Here is a 20,311-nt window from a genome sequence, read left to right as displayed (position 1 = left end):
CGGCTTTCTTTCTTCGGAACTCAGAAGGGTGGAGAGACCACCTGGCGCCAGCTGCGGCGCCAGGTGCGGGAATCGGGGCAGCCATCGCCGGCTTTCTGCGTGCCGCCCACGCCGGTCAGGAAGCCGGTTTCGTTGGTGCAACTGGTCCTGGGCTTGCCGTCCGGATGGCCTTCGTTGGGCTGGCCGATCATGTTTCGCGAGTTCACGTTGCCGCGCGTGAAGCCACCGCCGGAGATCGAGACCACCGAATACGCGTCGAAGCTGCCGTTGCCATCGACGTCGAAGGAGTTCTTGTTCTTGCCGGTGAGGGCGTCGAGCACATAGATGATGTTGGGCAGGCTGCCGGTGGCCGTGCAGGACTCGATGCCCTGCGCCTTGTCCTCCGGCAGGAAGGACGAGACGATCACGCTGCTGCCCAGATTGGCCAGGTCGCCGACCACGCGCTCGCCGTTGAGCATGGCGCCTCTGTAAGAGATTTCGCCGAGGGTCAGCAGCCATCCTTTGTTGTTTTTCCAGTCGACGGCATTCGTGCTGACTTGGTAGAAGTCCTTGCCAGCTTCGAGGCCGACCTCGGGCCTCTTGATCGTTGCCTTGTTGATGACCTGAGTCACCAACTGCGAGACGGCGACGGGCTTGGCATCGGCCTTGTCGTCGCCACCGATCGGTGTCTGGTCCCAGATGCCGTAGAGCGCCTGCTTCGTGGCGGGCATCGCCAGATCTTCCTCGTCGAGCAGGATGCCCGTGCCGACCACGACGACGGTGCCGCACGACGAGGTGGCGCTGTAGCTGCAGGTGCTGCCGTCGCCGGGATGCACCTGCCATGCCGGTGCGGCGTAGATCGGCTGCGCCTTGCCGCCCGGCGTGGTGAACAGCCGCCTGGGAACAGCCGCCGCGAGTTGGGTGCTGCGTAGATCGAAACGCCACAGGTTGCCGTTGGCGTCGCCCGCGTAGGCTGCCACGATGCGGCGGGTGGTGTCTCGCACCGCGACCACGCCTCCCAGGCCGCGGTTCCCCCCCGTGGCGTCGTTGCCGAAGCCTGTGGGAAGTGGAATGAATTTTTTGAGTTTTCCGGTAAGTGCCTCTGCGACGTACAGGCCCGTCTTCTTGCCGGTTCCCGCGTAGTGGCCGCTGCCTGTCAGCATGACCCAGGTGCCGTCGTCCAGCTGGCCCGCGACAGGGTTGTTGGTTACATGGGCCAGATGAAGGTAGTCCGTGTGCTTGTTGTTCACCTCCCAGAGAAAGTGCTTCTCGGAGGGCGTCCGGTCGGCTTCGTTCAGAGGCGATTCCAGGCCGTACAGGAATGGGGTTGCGCGCCCGCTGGTACCCAGCACCAGCTGGCGCCAGGTCTTCTCTTCGCCGGCCGGCGCCACGCCGTTCTTGTCGTACACGTCCTGCTCGACCAACGGGCCATCGAGCGTGTAGCGAAAACGGAAGTTCGGGTTGGCCAGATCGATCTGCGACGCCATGGCGCCCTTGGGCATGAACGCGGCCAGCTCGACGCCGGAGGTGGCAACGTCCCGCGCGGCGTTCAACACATGCACCTTGCCGTTGTTGGTGGCTGCAAAGATGGTGGGCGGGAGCGAGCTCTTGCGCATCCTGAAGGTGTCATAGGTGCCAGAGCCGTCGACCGAGCCTTTGGCGTAGCCCATGTCGAAGCGCCCGCCCACGAACACCGGCGGCGAGTTGACCGAGGCGCCGATGGGCTGCTTGCGCAGCCGGTAGACCGTGCCGGCGGTGTCCTTCTGAGGATCTTCGCCGAGCAGGTAACGGACAAATTTCTCGTCGGTGGTTTGCTGCTTGTCGGCATTCAGCAAGGTCTGGAGATCCGTTGGCAGTCGGTCCAGTCTTGTGCTGTAAGTGATTGGCGTGCGCACAGCAGTAGTCGGCAGGGCGTTGGGGTCGTAGTTCGACAAGGCGAAGATCCTTCGCTCGCGGATGGCCGGCATCCGGGCATTGGCAGACCAGGCCGGCATCGGCTTTTTGCTGGCGTCGAGGGCGTCATAACCGCCGTTGGCATTCAGCTTGAAGGCCTTGATGTCGCCGCTGTTGTCCGCCGTCTGGTACTCGGTCGTGTACTTGTACTGGCCCTCCAGCGTCTGGAATTCATTGCTGTTGCCGGACACCGCCACCCCCGCGTCGTTGCCGGAACCAACCATGCTGCTCAAGGCGTTGTCGAGCGCCCGGCGCACGTCGTCGCCCGAGTACACGCTGTAGGCGCGGCCACCGCCGGTGAAGCCTGCACGGATGAAGTCATCGACGCGCCGGGCGTTGTCCGCATCCGTGGTGCCTGTATTCAGATTGCCGGTTGCCCACTGCGGTGGCGTCACCGGGTTGCCGGCGAGCCAGTCGTTGTTGTACTTGTCGATCTGGCCCCAATTCAATCCAGTGCTCTTGCCCTCTCCGGACGGCGTCAGGCCCCAGCCGATGGTGAACGTGGTCATGTTCTGCCAGAAGGTGGGGTTGTGCTGGCCGCCCAACGGGGGAATATCGTTGGGCAGCGTCTTGGCGAAGTCGGTGTGCCAGAAGTAGCGAGCGGTCAGATCGGCAAAGCCGTTGCTGCTGGCGGTTACGGTATCTGCGTCGCTGTAAGGAATGTAGATGTTTCTCGCGTTCAGCTTTGTGACTGCATTCGTGCTGTCCTGGCCGGGCGCGCCCTTCGGTTCATAGCGAAATGTGGCGGTATTTCCGGACGGTTTGCCGTCGAAATTCTCCCCTTGGATTTCGGTATAGCGCTTGTCGGCTTCTTTCGCGGTGCCCGCATTCCAGGCGCCATCGGACAGCACGATGCTGTAGGCACGTCGACAGCTCAGCTCGCCGCTCGTCAGGTCGTTGGGGTCGTTCTTCCAGGGGCTGGTCAACCCGGACGCCTCTTGGGCCTTGGTTTCCTGGCCAGCGTAGTACTTGGCTGCAAGCCACAAAGCATTGTGGCTTGGCGTGCCCCCCTCGGGCTCAAGGGCATAGATCCAGTCGTAGAACTTGGTCTTCCATTTCTTGTCGGAAGCGGTTGCGTCGTCCTTGAAGTAGTTGACACCACTGACGATGTAGTCAGCAGGCGCTACCGTTACTTTCAAATCGGCGCCTATGACCTTTCGGTTGTACTGAACGTATCCGACCCTGAACTTGTTGTCGTAGCTTTGCATCGCCAGGCCCAGGGCAGTACTGACTGCGCGGGCGCGGGTGCGGTACCACTCGTACCAGTTCGCAATGTTCTGGCGCTCCTTCTCGGTCGTGCACTGAGTGGCGTTCGGCCCGCAGTCGGTTCGCTTGTGTCCGACAGGCAGGTCGACGGTGGTCGTAGCGAATGGAATGCTAATGGTTGTCACAGACCTGGTGGCGGTGCTGGAGCAATCGCCGCTCTTGCATTGGACGTAGGTGAACCTCCCGGAGTCGACAGCTGCTTTCGTGTCGTGATCCGGCCAGTTGTTCCTCGACGACTGGTTGTCCACGAAGTAAGTTGGATTGATCTTGGGCGTGCCGATTGAATTCACTCTGGCCAAATAGGTGGTGGCCGGGTTGTAGTACTGCGTGTTGATGTTGCTGGACCGCATGGCATACCAACCGTACTTGCTACCGCAATTTTTGCCACTTTGCGGACAGTTGTCATTGACGTCATAGGCGTCCTGAGCTTCGTAGTCCATCGACCCCGAGTTGTCCAACACAAACATCAGGTTGGGCTTGGCGCCCGGCACGGCGTTGTAGAGCGGGGTCTGGCTCGGTGTGGTCGCGGCGAGCGTGCCATCCACGGGCAAGAGCACCGCAGCCAAGGCGGTCCCGAGGCCGGCGAACGCCCGCCACATGCGCGAGGCTGTGGCAGAAGCGGGAACAAAAATGTGGCGCGTGGTGGTCATGCGATCTTCCCTGACGGTCGGATGAGGTGCTTCATGGGGTGGGGCATGCGCGGCTCACCGCCAGCAATCTTTGGCCCCGAGGCCCGTGGCCTGGTCTACGACGCCCTTGGCTCCCAGGCTGTTCAAGGTCTGCGTGCCGCACCGGTCGCCGCTCATGCTCCCGGTGCGCGTGGCCTTGAGGGTGTAGGAGGGCGGGTTGTCGCGCGCGACCACGGAGAAGGTGTAGTTGGCGGCGGCACCTGATCGGGGCGACTGGCGCAACGCGGCGGGCAGCATGCTGTCGGCGCCGATCTTTTGCTCGGCCTCGACGGCGATCTTTCCTGCACTGGCGGTGTAGCGGTCGTTGGCCGAGTAATGGCGCTGCATGAACTGCGCGGCTTCCATCAGGAGGCCCTGGGCCTCGGCGCGCTTGGAGCGGCGCACGTGTTCCTGGTAGTTCGGCAGCGCAATCGCCGCCAGGATGGCGACGATCGCGACGACGACCATGACTTCGATCAGCGTGAAGCCGCGGCGGGCGTGCGAGAAAGCAGAGCGTGGGTGTTTCATGGAATGAAGAGGCAAGAGAAGGTCATTTGTCGCGCGTCAGCACGGACTGCAGCCACGCTTCGGCGCCTTGCGTGGCTTTTCCGGTGGCGTCTTCGAACCTGGCGTTGTTGGCGAAGCCCCGCGCGGTGATGAGGTAGCCGGTCAGCTGGGGCGTCGAAGTCGTGGCAATCTTCTGGACGAGACAGCGCGGTTGAATCTCCATCTGCACGGCGTCGACCTCGGTCCCGGTGGGCTTCTTGCTGAGGTAGTCCTTCGGAACGAGGATCACACCGTTGCCGACCCAGCTGCTGCTTTCGCGCCATGCCGCGTCTTTGTCGAACTCGGAGCCGATGGTGGTTGCAATGATCCGGGCGCGCATGCCGGTGGAGGCGTACTCGGTGTAGTCCTTTCCGTCGCCGTCGAACATCGCCACCTGCTCGCAGAAGCGCAGCGCCGTCTCGGCCGCCTCGCGGGCGACTTCGGCCGAGCGGATGCCGTTGATGCGGCGTTCGCTCTGCGTGGCATTGCGGATGGCGAAGGTGCCCACCAGCGAGAGGATCACCAACAGGATCAGCGTGACGACCAGCACCACGCCGCGTTCGTGCGTGCCGCCGGCGATGCGGTTCGGCCGTTGAGAAAAATGCATGCTCATGGCGTGATCATTCGGTTGCGCAGCAGCACGGTGGTGGTGAACGTCCTGCGCAGATAGCCATCGGTGCCGGTGTGGTCGGTGTTGTCGCATCGCTTGTAGGCAAAGCCGCCGGCAGGCACGTCGCGCACGGGCCGGTCGCTGCGCATCTGCAGGCACACGCGCACGCTCAGCACGCGGCCCCAGCGGTCTTCGAAGAGATCGGGAAGCGCACCGCTGCTGGCCAGGGCACCGACACCCGCGGCATCCAGGTACTTGACGATCTGGTGCCGCTGCGGGTCGTAGGTGGCCGCGAGTTCGCTGCTGGGGCGGTTGGCGACGCCATACAGGATCCGCATGCTCTCGACGTTGGCCAGCAGCGGCTGAGGGGTGCCGATGGCGTTGACGGCGTCGCGCTTTTCCATCCCGCGACACGACAGCATCGGGGCCGTGCCCGCGTCGGTCACCAGATAGCGGTTGTCTGCCAGCGCGTAGTTGCCGGGTGGGGCGGTGCCGGGTGCCGGCGTGGGGGGCGGGTTCACCTGCGATGGCGTGAGCGCGTTGATGCCGTTGCCCAGGCAGTTCGTTGCCAGTGTCGCGTCGATGGCGGTGGGCATGGTGTTGTCGACGGTGGCTTCGTAGCGGATGGCGATGGTGTCGCTGCCTTTGCCCGTGCACGAGAGCTTGTCGAAAGCGGCTGCGGCGTCGGTGAAGCCGCCGGTGCAGCCGCGCACGGCCGGACCGGCGTAGTTGCCCATCACCGTGGCACCGTTGCTCGGAATGAGCTGCTGCGAATAGCCGGCCTGCTTGAGCTGTTGCTGGATCAGGTTGAGCGCAAGGATGCCGTCCTCGTTCAACTGCGTCTCGGCCTGCGACAACTGGCTGCTCCGGCTGGAGGTCGAGAACGTCGACAGGGCGGCTGCCAGGATCACCAGGCCGATCGTCAGCGAGATCATCAGCTCGATGAGCGTGAAGCCGCGGGCCGGGTTGCGCATGCGCGAGGGAACAGCGAAGACGGCACTCATAGCGTGATCCGGAAGTACATGCAGTTCACCTCCGCCGGGACTGCGATGTTGGCGCTGTCGATGGGGCAGGTCTGGCGTTGCCCGAAGCCCGTGTCTTCGGCGATGGCGCTCCAGATCAGCCAGATGTTCAGCACGCGCGTGGCCGGCAGGCCGTTCACGCCGGAGGGCGCATCGACCAGTTCCGTGGTCACGTAGGCCGTGCCGCCCGGCAGCCGGTTCTCGACATTGGTGAGCCACTGCGCCAGGTCGTAGGTGGCAATGGCTGCGCCACAGGTGTTGACCGGCTGGTCGGGAACGGAGGTGTCGACCTGACAGGCGGCTGGCGGTGGCGTGGGGTCCGTGGAGGCCGCCTCGCGCGCGCTGGCGTTGTAGGCCTTGGCATGGGCGTAGCCGGCAAAGCCGGCGAGGTTGGCGCGGGCACGTTCCGCATAGTCGTTCACCAGGCTCAGGCCGGTGGCGCGCATGCGCGAGAACTGGTTGTACTTGAGGGCCGCCGACGTGAGCCCGGCCATGCCGAACAGGCCGATGGCCAGGATGACGATGGCAACCAGCACCTCGATGAGCGTGGCGCCGCGTTGTGCGGGGCGCTTCATTCGTCGTTGCCCGAACAATCGACGCCATCCGCCGCATAGCGAATGCGCCCGGGCTTGCTGATGCACAGCGTCTTGCGCGCCCACGGGGTGGTGACGAGCGTCTCGAAGCCGCGAGCATCGACCGTGATGCCGTTGCTTCCCGAATTCGTTAGTCCGTTGGGCAAGAAGACGAAGTCTGCGGCCTTGCCCAGCGTGATCCTCGCGATACCGGGCAGTGCGTCCTGCCGCAACAGCAACTCATCGTTCGACTCGGAATAGGCGAAGTCGGCGTCGCGGTCGTTGTTGGCGAAGACGATCCAGCCGACTGCAAAATCCCTGGCGCCCGTGCCGGTTTCGCAGCCGATCGTGGTGCCCGCGCGCAATTGGCAGACGACAACGGGTCGTGCGCGGGCAATGGCTTCGGTGCGTGCTGTGCGCAGGGAGCCAGTCAGGGCGTTGACCGTGTTGGACAGCCGCCACTGCACGATGAAGCGCGTCATCGACGGTGCCGCGATGCCCAGGAGAATCGCCAATATCGCCAACGTGACCATCAGCTCGATGGCCGTCAGCCCGCGCTGGTCGCGCAGCCTCGCCGGCCGCGAAGAATCGCGTCGCCTCATGTGCATATGCCTCCCCGTTGTTTTTGGAAATTCAGCCGACAACTTCTGGGCGCGAGACTAGTTGCCGATGCACATGTCCGACAACGGCTTGCCGACGTTCGGTCCGTTCGAAACGATGAGCGGAAACGCCTCGAATCGCCGAATGAAAGTCTGGTATTTCGGGGTGTTTGGCTGGTACTTTTTCTCTTCTGCGGAAGAGGGCTTCGCGCGCTTGCCCGCGCCTCGTTTTTCAACCTTGAATCACAATGCTTCGATGATTGCCGCATCCACTTCCGAATCCGGCTTCGCCTTGTTCCCGACCGCCATCGGCGTCTGCGCGCTGGCCTGGGGGCCGCAGGGACTGGTCGGTGTGCAACTGCCTGAAGAGCGAGGCGAAGCCGCGACGCGTGCGCGCATGCATCGGCGCTTTCCTGATCTGGAGGAAGCGCCACCGTCGGAGCGTGCGCAACACGCCATCGCAGGCGTGCAGGCGCTGCTCGAAGGTGCGACCGACGACTTGTGCGACATCGAACTCGACATGCGCGGCGTGTCCGAATTCCACCAGCGCGTCTATGCGATCGCGCGACGCATTCCGCCGGGGCAGACGCGCACCTACGGCGAGGTGGCCGAAGAGCTGGGTGACAAGGGCCTCTCGCGCGCAGTCGGACAGGCGATGGGGCACAACCCCTTCGCGCCGGTCGTGCCCTGCCATCGCGTGCTGGCCGCGGGCAACAAGCCCGGTGGCTTCTCGGCGGGCGGCGGTGCGTTGACCAAGTTGCGCATGCTGGACATCGAAGGCGCTACGCCGAGCGGAACGCGCTCGCTGTTCTGAATCGACGGGCTCAGGCCGCCGGCACCGGCAGGCGGTGCAGCCCCGCGATGCGCGAGCCGAAGATGATCGCGGCCTGCAGCACGAAACCCGCGAGCGCCAGCAGCAGGCAGGCGGGCTCGCCCCACATCGCGCCGACCAGGCCACCGAGCGCGGCACCGACCGGGCGCGCGCCTGCGTTCACCGTCAGGAACACCGCGGACACCCGGCCGAGCATCGCCGAGGCCGTCACGCTCTGGCGCAACGTGGTCGAGGTGATGACCCAGACCATCGGCCCCGCGCCGAACAGGAAGAACGAGAGCGCGGCCAGCGACGCGCTGGGCACGAGGAGCGTGGCCGCCATCGTCGCGGCGGCGGCGACCGCCACGGCCGGCCCGACCTGGATCGCGCGCCCGAAGGGCAACCGCGCCGTCACGCGCGAAGTCAGCAGCGCGCCGACGACCATGCCCGCACCGTACATCGCGAGCGTGAAGCCCACGGCCTGCGCGCCGAGGCCGAGCACGCGCACGGCATAGGGCACATAGCCCGCCTGCAGCACGAACCACGAGATGTTGAAGACCGCACCGGTCATCAGCATGGGCCGCAGGAACGCGTGCTGCCAGACGAAGCGCGCGCCGTCCTGCACATCGCGCAGCGGATGGCGCGACGGCGCCGTGGGGCGGGGCGCTTCGGTCAGGCGCAGCAACAGGCCGACAGCCGCCACCGACAGCACCGCCGCCAGCACGAACGCCGACGAGGCGCCGGCCCACGCGACGAGCGCGCCCGCAAGCGCGGGGCCCGCTGTGAAGGCCGCACTGCGCGCCAGCTCCAGCCGTCCGTTGGCGAGCGCCAGGGCATCGCGCGGTACGAGGGCCGGCACCAGCGCGGGCGCCGCGACGCTGAAACCCACGGTGCCGACCGCGCCGAGGAAGCCGAGCACGGCCAGCCCGCCGATGCCGAGCGTCGACGACAGCACCATGCCCAGCAAGGCCAGCAGCGACACGGCGCGCAGGCCCTCGGCCCACACCATCAACCGGCGGCGCGACATACGGTCCGCGAGCAGGCCCATCGGCAACGAGACCAGCAGGAAGGGCAGCGTCTGCACGGCGGCCAGAAAACCGATCTCGCCGGGTCCGGCGCCGAGCGCGAGCACGGCGACCAGCGGCACGGCCGCGAGGCTCAGTTGTTCGGCGGACTGGGCCGCGAGGTTGGCCCACGCGAGGTGGGAGAAGGAGCGGGGCAGGGGCGATGACATGCGATGGGATACGAAAACAAAGACCGCATCGTGCGTTCCGCCCCCATCTGCCGCTGGCCGTTTACGGACGTGGAAGCCTCAGCTCGAATTCATCTGCTCGAACCACTCGGCGACGCACACCGCTTCGGGGGCCGCGTCGGGTGCAAGGCCGTAGTAGTAGCGCTCCAGCGTCATCCGCAACCCAGGCAACGGCGACTGCAGCCGCCCCGACGCCAGGTCATGCGTCACCAGCGAGGTCGGCGCGAGCGCAATGCCCAGTCCGTCGACCGCGGCCTGCAGCACGAAGTGCAGGTGATCGAATTGCAGCCGCCCGGCCGGCCGCGCGCGCGGTGCGCCGACCTGCTTCTTCCAATCGTCCCAATCGTCCTTGCGCGTGCGCGCCGACAGCAGCACATGCGAGGCGAGGGCGCGCAGGTCGGGCAGCGGCTGCGTCTTGAACAGCGCGGGCGCGCCGACCACCAGCACCTCGTCTTCCAGGAAGGGCCGCACCTTGATCGACGACGGCCAGCCTTCGAGGCCGCGGCGCACGGCGATGTCGAAGCTGTCGGCAGCCTGTTCGGGCATCACGGTGCTGGTGACGACCTGCGGTTCGATGTCGGGATGGCGTTCCACGAATGACGGCAGCCGGGGAATCAGCCAGCGCACCGCGAACGACGGCCGCACGTTGATGCGCACAGCGCGCGCCGGGCCCTGCAGCTGCAGTGCCCGCGCCGCCGCATGGATCTGCGCGAGCGCGGGTTCGGTTTCCGCAAAGAACTGCTGGCCTTCGGGCGTCAGCGTGACCTGCCGGATGCGGCGCTCGAACAGCGCCACGCCCAGGCAGGCTTCGAGGCGCTTGATCTGTCGGCTCACCGCGCTGTGCGTCACATGCAATTCAACCGCCGCGCGCGTGAAGCTCAGGTGGCGGGCCGCCGCGACGAAGGCGCGCACGGCATGGAGGGGCGGTTCGCGAAGCGGCATGCGTGCGATTTTCTCACGCATGCCGCGCGGGAATGTCGTTTGTCGGCGGGTGGCGCGAGCGGGCACGATACGGGCTCGATGTCCGCTGCACCACCGCCTTCCACCTCTGCCAATCCCGTCCGCTCCACCGACCTGGATTCCCGCCACGCCGCCATGGCGCTCGGCCTGTCGCTGCCGGCCGATGTGGTGCTCTACCTGCTGCTGCCCATGTACGCGTCGCAGTTCGGCGTCTCTCTGGCTGAGGTCGGCCTGCTGCTGGCGGCCAACCGGCTGGTGCGCATCGCGGGCTACGGCTGGGTGGCGCGCTTCTATGCGCGCCATGGCGACCGGGCCAGCTGCACGTTGGCCGTGGTGGCCGCGGCCTGCTGCGGGCTGGGCTACGCCACGCTCTCGGGGTTCTGGGCGCTGCTGCCGTTGCGGCTGACCTGGGGCCTGTGCTTCGCGGCGCTCAACCTGTCGACGCAGGCCCTGGCCACGGCCGACCCGATCGGTGCCGCGCGGCGCAGCGGGCGGTCGCGCGCCTTCATCGCGACCGGGCCGGTGCTGGCGTTGCCGCTCGGCGCGCTGCTGGCGTACACGGTCGGTCCGCGCGCGATCTTCGGTGTGCTGGCGGTGGTGTCGTTGCTCGCGCTGTTCGTCACGCGGCGGCTGCCGTCGAAGCCGCATCACAGCGCAGCGCCGACACGGCGCTTCTCGCGGCCGAATGCGCTGGACGGCTGGTCCTTCATGGAAGGGCTGGCGCTCGATGGCCTCTTCATCGTGGGCCTGTCGTACCTCGGCAAGGATCTGCTGCCTGGCGGCGCGGTGATCGTGGCCGGCGTGCTGATGGCGCTGCGCTACCTCGCAGAAATCTTCCTCGGGCCGGTGGGCGGGCGCATGGCGGAGCATTTCGGCGCCGAGCGCCTGCTCGTGAGCCTGTCGCTGGTGACGTCGCTCGCGCTCGTGGGCTTCGGCCTGGGCTGGCTGTGGAGCTGCGCAGCGCTGATCGTGGTGCTGCGCGCACTGCAACTGCCGCTCTTGCCGCCCATCGTGGCGCGTCGCACGCCCGGGCCGGAGCGCGTGCGGGCGCTCGCGGCCCGGGCGGTCTGGCGCGACATCGGCGCGGGCGCCGGCCCCTTGCTGGCCGGCGTGCTGCTGCCCATTGCTTCGCCGCCGTGGATCTACGGCACCGCCGCGCTGCTGCTGGCGGTCGCGGCGCTGGCGTGCGTACGACGCGCCTCGGCACCGACCCCGATTCAGGAGAACATCGCCCCATGACCACCATCGACACCGTTGCGCAACTCGAAGCCCTGTTCGGCCAGCCGGGCGAGGCCTCGCTCAAGAAAGAGGTGCCGTACCTGCACCCGAGCTACCAGGCGCTGATTGCCGCGTCGCCGTTCGCGGTGCTGGCGACCCTCGGCCCCGGCGGGCTCGATGCCTCGCCGCGCGGCGACGCCCCGGGTTTCATCGCGGTGCAGGACGAGACCACCTTGCTGCTCCCCGAGCGCCGCGGCAACAACCGCATCGACAGCCTGCGCAACATCGTGGCCGACCCGCGCGTGGCCTTGCTGTTCCTGATTCCGGGCGTGGGTGAAACGCTGCGCGTGAACGGACGCGCACGCATCACCGCAGCGCCCGAGTTGCTGGCGCGCTTCGCGGTGGAAGGGCGCGCGCCGCAGTGCGTGATCGAGATCCGCGTCGAGACCGTGTTCTTCCAGTGCGCCCGCGCCATCCAGCGTTCGAAGCTCTGGGCGCCCGTGCCAGAAGACGCGCCGCGCACCGTGCCGACGCCGGGCGCCATCCTTTCCGCACTGTCCGATGCGGCCTTCGACGGCGTCACCTACGACCGCGAACTGCCCGCACGGCAGCGCTCGACGCTGTACTGAAACACGGCGCCGTACCGCCCGGTAGAACGAATGCACTAGCGGCGAAAGCCGCCGACCCCACGCCTGCACCGATTGCGAGCCTTCGCCACAATCGACCCAATGCGTTCTTCTCCGTTCTTCAAAATGGCCCTGTTGTTGGGCCTGCTCTCCGCCATCGGGCCTTTCGCGATCGACATGTACCTCCCGGCTTTGCCTGCCATCGGGCAGAGCCTGCATGCGGACATCGGCGCGGTGCAGATGAGCCTCACCGCCTTCTTCCTGTCGCTCGGCGCGGGGCAGCTGCTCTACGGCCCGATCTCCGACATGGTCGGGCGCAAGCCGCCGCTGTACGCCGGGCTGGTGCTGTTCGCGCTCGCCAGCGTGGGCTGTGCGTTGGCGACCGACATCCAGACGCTGATCGCGCTGCGCTTCGTGCAAGGCCTGGGCGCGGCCGCGGGCATGGCGATTCCGCGCGCCGTGGTGCGCGACCTGCACACCGGCACCGACGCCGCGCGGCTGATGTCGCTGCTGATGCTGGTGTTCAGCGTCTCGCCGATCCTTGCGCCGCTCGCGGGCAGCGTGGTCATCGCCTTCACCGGCTGGCGCGGCGTGTTCTGGGCCGTCACCATCGCCGCGGTGGCGGGGCTGGCCATGATGGTCAAGCTGCTCGACGAAACGCGCCCGGCCTCGGAGCGCGTCGAAAGCAGCCTGGGCAGCGCGCTGTCGGCCTACTGGCTGCTGCTGCGCGACTGGCACTACCTCGGGCTGGTGTTCATCGGCAGCTTCGCGATGGCGGGCTTCTTCACCTACCTGGCGAACTCGTCGTTCGTGATGATCGACCACTACGGCCTGTCGCCCGCGATGTACAGCGTGGCCTTCGGCGTGAACGCGGCGGCCTTCATTGCGGCCTCGCAGTTCACGGGCTCGCTGGGCGAGCGCTACGGGCTGGTCAACCTGGTCAAGTTCGGCGTGGTCTGCTGCGGCGTGGCGATGGTCGCGATGTTTGTCTACTTCGCGATGGGCGGCGACAACCTCTGGGTGTTGATCGTCCTGTACTTCATCGCCTCGGGCTTCATGGGCCTCGTGATCCCGACCACCGGCGTGCTGGCGCTCGAGATGCACGGCGCCATCGCCGGCACGGCCTCCGCGCTGCTGGGCACGCTGCAGATGCTGACCGGCGCGCTCGCGATGGCGGTGGTGGGCCTGTTCTCCAACGGCCGTCCGCTGCCGATGGTGGCGGGCATGGCCGCCGGCGCGCTCATCGCGCTGGTGCTGACCTGGCTCACGCTCGGCGGTGTGCGCTCCGAGCCGACCGAGGGCAGGGCGCAAGGCGCCTGACATGACGGCAGCCGCCACAGCCAGCGACGCCAAGCCGCTGCCCCTCGACGGCCTGGCCGCGCCCGCGCGTGGTTGGGCGATGCTGGTCATCATCCTCGGGCTCACGGTCTCGGTGCTCGACGGCACCATCGTCAACCTGGCGCTGCCCGGCATCGCGCGCGAGCTGCAGGCCACGCCGGCGCAGGCGATCTGGGTGGTCAACGCCTACCAGATCGCCACGCTGGTGATGCTGCTGCCGCTGGCCTCGCTCGGCGACCTCGTGGGCTACCGGCGCGTGTACCTGGTGGGCATGGCGGTGTTCACCGTGTCGTCGCTGGCTGCGACCTTTGCGAACTCGCTCGGCACGCTGATCGCGTCGCGCGCCCTCCAGGGGCTGGGCGCGGCGGGGATCATGAGCGTCAACGCGGCGCTGGTGCGGCTCACGTACCCGTCGGCGCAGCTGGGCAAGGGCATGGCGATCAACTCGCTGGTGGTCGCCACCTCGTCGGTGGCCGGGCCCTCGGTGGCGGCGGCGATCCTGTCGGTGGCGTCGTGGCCGTGGCTCTTTGCGATCAACGTGCCGCTGGGCATCGTCACCTTTGCACTGGGCATGCGGGCGCTGCCGTTCAACCGCTCGGCACCGGCCGCCGGCGCGCGCTTCTCGCTGGTCGACGTGACGCTCAACGTGCTGATGTTCTCGCTGGTCTTCCTCGGCGTGGACCAGCTGGGCGTGCGCGAGGGCGGGGTGCAGGCCACGGGCACGCCGTGGGTGGCCTGGGCCACGCTGGGAGCCGGGCTGGCGGTGGGCTTTGTCTACCTGCGGCGCCAGCGCAAGCTGACGGTGCCGCTCTTTCCCATCGACCTGCTGCGCATTCCGGTGTTCGCGCTGTCGATGGGCACCTCGGTGGCGGCGTTCTGCGCGCAGATGCTGGCCTACATCGCGCTGCCGTTTTTGCTGCTCGATGTGTACGGCCGCAGCCACATCGAGGCCGGGCTGCTCATCACCGCGTGGCCGCTGGCCATCGTGGTGATGGCGCCCATCGCCGGGCGGCTCATCGGGCGCTACCCCGACGGGCTGCTCGGCGGCATCGGCCTGGGCCTGCTGGCAGTCGGTCTCGCGCTGCTGGCGGCGCTGCCGGCGCACCCGGACAATGCCGACATCGCCTGGCGTATGGCGCTGTGCGGCCTGGGCTTCGGCTTGTTTCAGTCGCCCAACAACCACACCATCGTGAGCTCGCCGCCGGCGCACCGAAGTGGTGCGGCCAGCGGCATGCTGGGCACGGCGCGGCTCACGGGCCAGACGCTGGGCGCCGTGGTGCTGGCGGCGGTGTTCAGTGTCTGGAGCCCACACGGCGGACATGGTCCGGTGGTGGCGCTGGTGCTGGCGGCGGGCTGTGCGGCGGTGGCTGCGGTTTTCAGCAGTCTGCGGCTGAAGACGACAAGCCCGCACGCCTGAATAAGGTAGGGTACGGCCTCATGAAGGAAGTACCTGACACCGTGGTCTGCCCGGGCTGCGACGCGGTCTACGCCCGTGCGCCGCTGGCGCCGCGCGACGTGGCCGAGTGCCCGCGCTGCGGCACCGAGCTCGACCGGCACCCGGGCGCGCAGCAACGGCGCATCCTGCCGCTGACGGTCGCGAGCCTGATCATGTTCGCCATTGCCAACCTGTTTCCCATCGTCGAGATCGAGCTGCAGGGCCTGCGCAGCCAGACCACGCTGGCCGGCGCGGTGGTGGTGCTGAGCGCCGAGGGCATGTCGCCGGTGGCGCTGCTGGTGCTGGCCACGACCATCCTCTTTCCGCTGCTGCAGCTGTGCATCCTGGCCTACCTGCTGGTGCCGCTGGCCCGCGCGCACCGGCCCTGGGGTTTCGCGATGCTGGTGCGCATGATGCAGACGCTGCGGCCCTGGGGAATGATCGAGGTGTTCCTGCTCGGCGTGCTGGTGGCGATCGTCAAGCTGTCGAGCATGGCGACGGTGGTGCCGGGCCCGGCGCTGTGGGCCTTCGTGGCGCTCACCGTGACGCTCACGGCGGTGCTGTCGTTCAACCCCGGCGCGTTCTGGGAAATGACCTTCCGTCAGGCCGACGAGGAAGACGCCGCCGCAGACGAAAACACGCCGGAGGTGCGCGCATGAACGTGCGCGGGCTGCCCGCCCGCCTGGCCTCGGCGCGCCCCTGGGAGGCGCAGGCCGACGACGACCATGACCACGCAAACCCGGTGCCGACGGCCGCCGGGCTCGGCCTGCACGTCTGCACGCACTGCACCGCTGTCTGGCGCGATGCGGAAGAGGGCGAGGCCTGCGCCCGCTGCGGCACGCGCCTGCACACGCGCAAGCCGCAGAGCCTGAACCGCACCTGGGCCTTCCTCATCGCGGCCTGCATCATGTACATCCCGGCCAACCTGCTGCCGGTGATGATCACGCGCACGCTGTTCGGTGCGCAGTACGACACGATCCTGAGCGGCGTCATCTATTTCTGGGTGTCGGGCGCCTGGGGGCTGGCGGCCATCGTGTTCATCGCGAGCTTCCTGGTGCCGCTGTTCAAGCTGGCGGTACTGCTCTTGCTTGTGGTGCTGGCGCAGCGGCGCAGCAACTGGCGCCGGCGCGAGCGGGCCAAGCTGTATCACATCATCGAGATCATCGGGCGCTGGTCGATGCTCGACGTGTTCGTGGTGTCGCTGCTGACCGGGCTGGTGCAGATCCAGGGCTTCGCGGTCATCACCGCGGGCGTGGGCATTGCGGCCTTCGGCGCGGTGGTGGTGCTGACCATGCTGGCCTCACTGAGCTTCGACCCGCGCCTGACGTGGGACGGCCCGGTGCCCGAAGCCGACACGGACGAACGACACATTGAAAGCAGGGAAGAAAAAATCGCATGAGTGAAGAAGACACGCAACCGCAAGACCGTCCGGCAGCGTCGGCCCCGCCCGCGCTGCCGAAACCGAAAGTGGCGCGCCGCCGCGAGTGGCTGCCCTCGCTGATCTGGCTGATTCCCATCGTCGCCGCGCTGGTCGGCGTGACGCTGGTGGCCAAGATCCTCATGGGGCGCGGCCCCGAGATCGTGCTGACCTTCAAGACGGCCGAAGGCCTCGAAGCCGGCAAGACCGCCGTGAAATACAAGGACGTGCAGATCGGCCTGGTGCAGAGCCTGCGGCTGGCGCGCGACCGCTCGCACGTGCGCGTGCTGGTGCAGCTCAACAAGGAAGCCGAGGGCTTTACTTCGGCCGACTCGCGCTTCTGGGTGGTGCGGCCGCGGCTCGACACCTCGGGCATCTCGGGCCTGGGCACGCTGCTGTCGGGCGCCTACATCGGCGCCGACGCGGGCGTCGAGAAAGAAACAGCAGGCGAATTCACCGGCCTCGAGGTGCCGCCCATCGTCACGCGTGGCGACTCGGGCCAACAGTTCTTGCTGCGTGCGCGCGACGTGGGCTCGCTCGACGTGGGTTCGCCCGTGTACTTCCGTCGCATCAAGGTCGGACAGGTCGCGGCCTACGAGCTCGACGGCGACGGCCGCGGCGTCACGCTGCGGGTGTTCGTGAACGCGCCGTACGACAAGTTCGTCGGCATGAACACGCGCTTCTGGCCCGCCAGCGGCATCGACGCGCAACTGAGCGCCAGCGGCTTCACGCTGCGCACGCAGTCGCTGGCGACCATCCTGCTCGGCGGCATCGCCTTCCAGGCGCCCGACGACGCCATGGGCCCGCTGGCCAAGGAGAACACGGCCTTCGTGCTGGCGCAGGACGAAACCTCCGCGATGAAGGAGCCCGACGGTCCTTCGCAGACGCTGCTGATGTACTTCAACCAGTCGCTGCGCGGCCTCACGCCGGGCGCGCCGGTCGACTTCCGCGGCGTGGTGCTGGGCGAGGTGAAATCCATCGGCGTCGAGTTCGACCGTGCCGAGCGCGAGTTCCGCATGCCGGTGCTGGTGCAGATCTATCCCGATCGCCTGCGCCGCCGCGAAAGCGGTGCCGGTGCGCAGGGGACGGAGTCGCGCGCGACGCAGCAGGAACGGCTGCGCTTCCTGGCCGAGAAGGGCCTGCGCGCCCAGTTGCGCAACGGCAACCTGCTGACCGGCCAGGTCTACGTGGCGCTCGACTTCTTTCCGAAGTCGCCGCCCGTGAAGATTGATCTGTCGAAGAGCCCGATCGAGCTGCCCACCATCGCCAACAGCCTGGACGAAATCCAGTCGCAGGTGCAGGAAATCGCGACCAAGCTCAACAAGGTGCCTTACGAGCAGATTGCCGGCGACCTGCGCACCACGCTGGCCACGCTCAACAAGACGCTCACCAGCACCGAGCAGACCGTGAACCGCATCAACACCGACGTGACGCCCGAGCTGGCCGCGGCCATGAAGGACGTGCGCAAGACCGTCAACTCGGCCGAACGCACGCTGGCCGACGACTCGCCACTGCAGCAGGACATGCGCCAGACCTTGCGCGAGCTGACGCGCGCCGCGGGCTCGGTGCGCATCCTGACCGACTACCTCGAACGCCATCCCGAATCGCTGCTGCGCGGCAAACCGGACGACAAGAAATGAAGACGACGACCTTCGCTCTCGCGTGTGCCGCCGCATTGGTGGTGCTGGCCGGCTGCGCGAGCAAGCCCGACAGCTACTACACGCTGGCCAGCCCGCCCGCGCTCACCGACGCGGCGCCTCGCGTTCCCAACGCGGCGTCGCCGATGTACATCGAGCTCGCTCCCGTGGCCGTGCCCGAGCGGCTCGCGCGCCCGCAGATGGTGGTGCGCCGCCCGACTGGCGGCGTACAGGTCGATGTGCTCGAGCAGCACCGCTGGGCCTCGTCGTTCGAGAACGAGCTGCGCGACGCGCTCGGCAGCGGCATCGCCGGCCGGCTCGGCGCGCTCGACGTGACCCAGGGCGGCCGCCAGACCTCGCAGCCCGTGTGGCGCGTCGCGGTGCAGGTGCGCCAGTTCGACCTGGTGGACGGCGGACGCGTGGACGCCGGCTTCAGCTGGACGCTGCGCCGTTCCGACGAAGCGCGCACGGTGGTGTGCCGGCTCGATGCGGGCGAGGCGACCGGCAGCGGCATGGATGCGCTGGCGCAGGGCGCGCAGCGCGTGACGGCGGCGGCTGCTGCGGCCATGGCGCGCAGCGTGAACGCGGCGCAGGCGAACCCGGGCGCGACGGCGTGCGCGATCTGACGCGTTGTATTTGTCTTTCTCCCTCCCCCTCTGGGGGAGGGCAGGGGTGGGGGCACGGCGGCGCTCGAAAAAGCATGGCGCTCAGTTGGACGATGCCCCCATCCCAACCTTCCCCCAGAGGGGGAAGGAGCAATACCGGCAACCCCTGAACCGGAGGCCCCATGACACAGATCGGCAAGGCGCCCTGCGACGACACGCTGATCCTGCATGGGACGAATCCACCCACGGAAGAGGGCGCCTGCCCCGAAGCCTCCAAGCCTTGGGTGCTCGCCGCGGCCATCGTCGGCTCGAGCATGGCCTTCATCGACGGCACCGTGGTCAACGTCGCGTTGCCGGCGATCCAGGCCGACCTGCACGCCACGGCCTTCCAGGCGCAATGGGTGGTCGAGTCCTACGCCTTGTTGCTCGCGGCGCTGCTGCTGGTGGGCGGCGCGCTCGGCGACCACTACGGGCGGCGGCGCATCTTCGCCATCGGCGTCGTCGTCTTCGCGCTGTCGTCGGTGGGCTGCGCACTCGCGGCCGACGTGCAGCAGCTCATCGCCGCACGCGCGATTCAAGGCATCGGCGGCGCGCTGCTGGTGCCGGGCAGCCTGGCGCTCATCAGCGCGTCGTTTCCCGAGAAGGAGCGCGGCAAGGCCATCGGCACCTGGTCGGGCTTCAGCGGCATCACGGCGGCGGTGGGGCCGGTGCTGGGCGGCTTTCTGGTCGATCACTTCTCGTGGATCTGGGCCTTTCTCATCAACGTGCCGATGGCACTCCTCGTGCTGTGGATCGTGCGTCGCCACGTGCCCGAGAGCAAAGGCGCCGCGGCGCGCGGCGGGCTCGATCTGTGGGGCGCGCTGCTCGCGACCGCCGGGCTGGGCGGCATCGTCTACGCCTTCATCGAGGCGCCGACGCAGAGTTGGCGTTCGCCGGCCGTGCTCGCGGCGCTGGCCATCGGTGTCGTGGGCAGCATCGGTTTTGTCATCGCCGAACGCCGGGCGCGCACGCCGATGCTGCCGCTGTCGCTGCTGCGCATCGGCAACTTCAGTGGTGCCAACCTGCTGACCTTGCTGCTGTATGCGGCGCTGGGCGGCGGGCTGTATTTCTTTCCGCTCAACCTGATCCAGGTGCAGGGCTACTCGGCCACCGTGGCGGGCGCGGCGCTGCTGCCGTTCATCTTTCTGATGTTCGCGCTCTCGGGCTGGGCCGGGCAGCTGGTCGACCGCTTCGGGCCGCGCCTGCCGCTGGTCATCGGGCCGGCCATTGCGGCCCTGGGCTTTGCGCTGTTCGCGCTGCCGGGCGTGGGCGCGAGCTACTGGAGCGGCTTTCTGCCTGCCGTGGTGGTGCTGGGTTTCGGCATGACGGTGACGGTGGCGCCGCTCACCACCACGGTCATGAACGCCGTGGGGCCCGATCTCGCGGGCGTGGCCTCGGGCGTGAACAACGCGGTGTCACGCGCGGCGGCGGTGCTGGCGATTGCGGTGTTCGGCGCCATCATGGCCTGGACCTTCGACGCAGCGCTGGCCGAGCGGCTGCAGGCGATGGGCGCGTCGGACGAGGTGCGATCTTTTCTTGCGGCCGAGCGCGATCGATTGGCCGCAGCCGGCACGCCGCCGGGTGCCGATGCGGCCACAGCTGCCGCCGTGAAGCGCGCGGTGGCGGAATCGTTCGTCGCGGGCTTCCGCTGGGTGATGCTGCTGAGCGCCGGCCTGGCCGTGCTGAGTGCGGTGAGTGCCTGGCTGATGATCCGTCGCGCGCCAACAGAAAAGCCAGACAACAAAAAGCCATGAGCCA

General features: G+C 67.8%; 18 protein-coding genes. 10 read left to right on the top strand and 8 right to left on the bottom strand.

Annotated features, from left to right (window positions below):
- Positions 1-20: 20 nt before the first annotated feature.
- The 6 genes from CY658_RS18355 to CY658_RS18330 are packed head-to-tail and all read right to left on the bottom strand — an operon-like array spanning position 21 to position 7,218.
- On the bottom strand, positions 21-3,848 hold the full coding sequence (locus CY658_RS18355) for a pilus assembly protein (RefSeq protein ID WP_257884916.1): 3,828 nt from the start codon (positions 3,846-3,848) through the stop codon (positions 21-23).
- 54 nt (positions 3,849-3,902) lie between these two features.
- On the bottom strand, positions 3,903-4,394 hold the full coding sequence (locus CY658_RS18350; protein WP_101491572.1) for a type IV pilin protein: 492 nt from the start codon (positions 4,392-4,394) through the stop codon (positions 3,903-3,905).
- A 22-nt stretch (positions 4,395-4,416) separates the two neighbouring features.
- Positions 4,417-5,025, bottom strand: a complete 609-nt coding sequence (locus tag CY658_RS18345) for a PilX N-terminal domain-containing pilus assembly protein (RefSeq protein WP_257884915.1) — start codon at positions 5,023-5,025, stop codon at positions 4,417-4,419.
- A complete protein-coding gene (locus CY658_RS18340; protein WP_101491571.1) occupies positions 5,022-6,026 on the bottom strand; it encodes a PilW family protein in 1,005 nt (334 codons plus the stop codon). Before CY658_RS18340 ends, CY658_RS18345 begins: the two co-directional genes overlap by 4 nt.
- Entirely contained in the window at positions 6,023-6,619 is a 597-nt protein-coding gene (pilV, locus tag CY658_RS18335) for a type IV pilus modification protein PilV (RefSeq protein WP_101491570.1), read from the bottom strand. The genes CY658_RS18340 and pilV overlap by 4 nt, the downstream gene beginning before the upstream one ends.
- Positions 6,616-7,218, bottom strand: a complete 603-nt coding sequence (locus CY658_RS18330; protein WP_257884914.1) for a GspH/FimT family pseudopilin — start codon at positions 7,216-7,218, stop codon at positions 6,616-6,618. Before CY658_RS18330 ends, pilV begins: the two co-directional genes overlap by 4 nt.
- Positions 7,219-7,471: 253 nt before the next feature.
- Between CY658_RS18330 and CY658_RS18325 the strand changes: the two genes are divergently transcribed.
- Entirely contained in the window at positions 7,472-8,029 is a 558-nt protein-coding gene (locus CY658_RS18325; protein ID WP_101491568.1) for a methylated-DNA--[protein]-cysteine S-methyltransferase, read from the top strand.
- A gap of 10 nt (positions 8,030-8,039) precedes the next feature.
- Here the strand turns inward: CY658_RS18325 and CY658_RS18320 are convergent, their stop codons facing one another.
- Entirely contained in the window at positions 8,040-9,260 is a 1,221-nt protein-coding gene (locus CY658_RS18320) for an MFS transporter (protein WP_101491567.1), read from the bottom strand.
- A 78-nt stretch (positions 9,261-9,338) separates the two neighbouring features.
- Positions 9,339-10,220 (bottom strand): LysR substrate-binding domain-containing protein, encoded by an 882-nt coding sequence (locus tag CY658_RS18315; protein ID WP_101491907.1) that lies wholly within the window; start codon positions 10,218-10,220, stop codon positions 9,339-9,341.
- A gap of 78 nt (positions 10,221-10,298) precedes the next feature.
- On the opposite strand from CY658_RS18315, the gene CY658_RS18310 reads away from it, so the two are divergent.
- The 9 genes from CY658_RS18310 (at position 10,299) to CY658_RS18270 (ending at position 20,307) form a co-directional block, all read left to right on the top strand.
- The gene (locus CY658_RS18310) at positions 10,299-11,477 is read left to right on the top strand and encodes an MFS transporter (RefSeq protein WP_180838982.1); all 1,179 of its coding nucleotides are present in this window, start codon (positions 10,299-10,301) and stop codon (positions 11,475-11,477) included.
- Positions 11,474-12,085: a pyridoxamine 5'-phosphate oxidase family protein gene (locus tag CY658_RS18305; RefSeq protein ID WP_101491565.1), complete on the top strand. Its 612-nt coding sequence runs from the start codon at positions 11,474-11,476 to the stop codon at positions 12,083-12,085. Before CY658_RS18310 ends, CY658_RS18305 begins: the two co-directional genes overlap by 4 nt.
- Positions 12,086-12,184: 99 nt before the next feature.
- Complete coding sequence (locus CY658_RS18300; RefSeq protein ID WP_180838981.1) at positions 12,185-13,402, top strand: multidrug effflux MFS transporter; 1,218 nt, start codon at positions 12,185-12,187, stop codon at positions 13,400-13,402.
- Between the two features lies 1 nt (position 13,403).
- Positions 13,404-14,837, top strand: coding sequence for an MFS transporter (locus tag CY658_RS18295; RefSeq protein ID WP_101491563.1), 1,434 nt, complete (start codon positions 13,404-13,406; stop codon positions 14,835-14,837).
- 20 nt (positions 14,838-14,857) lie between these two features.
- Positions 14,858-15,514 carry a paraquat-inducible protein A gene (locus CY658_RS18290; RefSeq protein WP_101491562.1) on the top strand — a complete coding sequence of 219 codons (657 nt, stop codon included), beginning with the start codon at positions 14,858-14,860 and terminating at the stop codon, positions 15,512-15,514.
- Complete coding sequence (locus CY658_RS18285) at positions 15,511-16,254, top strand: paraquat-inducible protein A (RefSeq protein WP_257884913.1); 744 nt, start codon at positions 15,511-15,513, stop codon at positions 16,252-16,254. Before CY658_RS18290 ends, CY658_RS18285 begins: the two co-directional genes overlap by 4 nt.
- A complete protein-coding gene (locus CY658_RS18280) occupies positions 16,251-17,912 on the top strand; it encodes a PqiB family protein (protein WP_101491561.1) in 1,662 nt (553 codons plus the stop codon). The genes CY658_RS18285 and CY658_RS18280 overlap by 4 nt, the downstream gene beginning before the upstream one ends.
- Positions 17,909-18,535: a PqiC family protein gene (locus CY658_RS18275; protein WP_101491560.1), complete on the top strand. Its 627-nt coding sequence runs from the start codon at positions 17,909-17,911 to the stop codon at positions 18,533-18,535. The genes CY658_RS18280 and CY658_RS18275 overlap by 4 nt, the downstream gene beginning before the upstream one ends.
- Before the next feature lie 161 nt (positions 18,536-18,696).
- A complete protein-coding gene (locus CY658_RS18270) occupies positions 18,697-20,307 on the top strand; it encodes an MFS transporter (RefSeq protein WP_101491559.1) in 1,611 nt (536 codons plus the stop codon).
- The last annotated feature ends 4 nt before the right edge of the window (positions 20,308-20,311 follow it).

Source organism: Variovorax sp. RO1 (genome assembly GCF_002849325.1).
In the GTDB taxonomy this organism is placed as follows: Bacteria; Pseudomonadota; Gammaproteobacteria; order Burkholderiales; family Burkholderiaceae_C; genus Variovorax.
The sequence above is the reverse complement of the archived record's forward strand: the minus strand, read 5'-3'. Positions and strand labels throughout refer to the sequence as shown.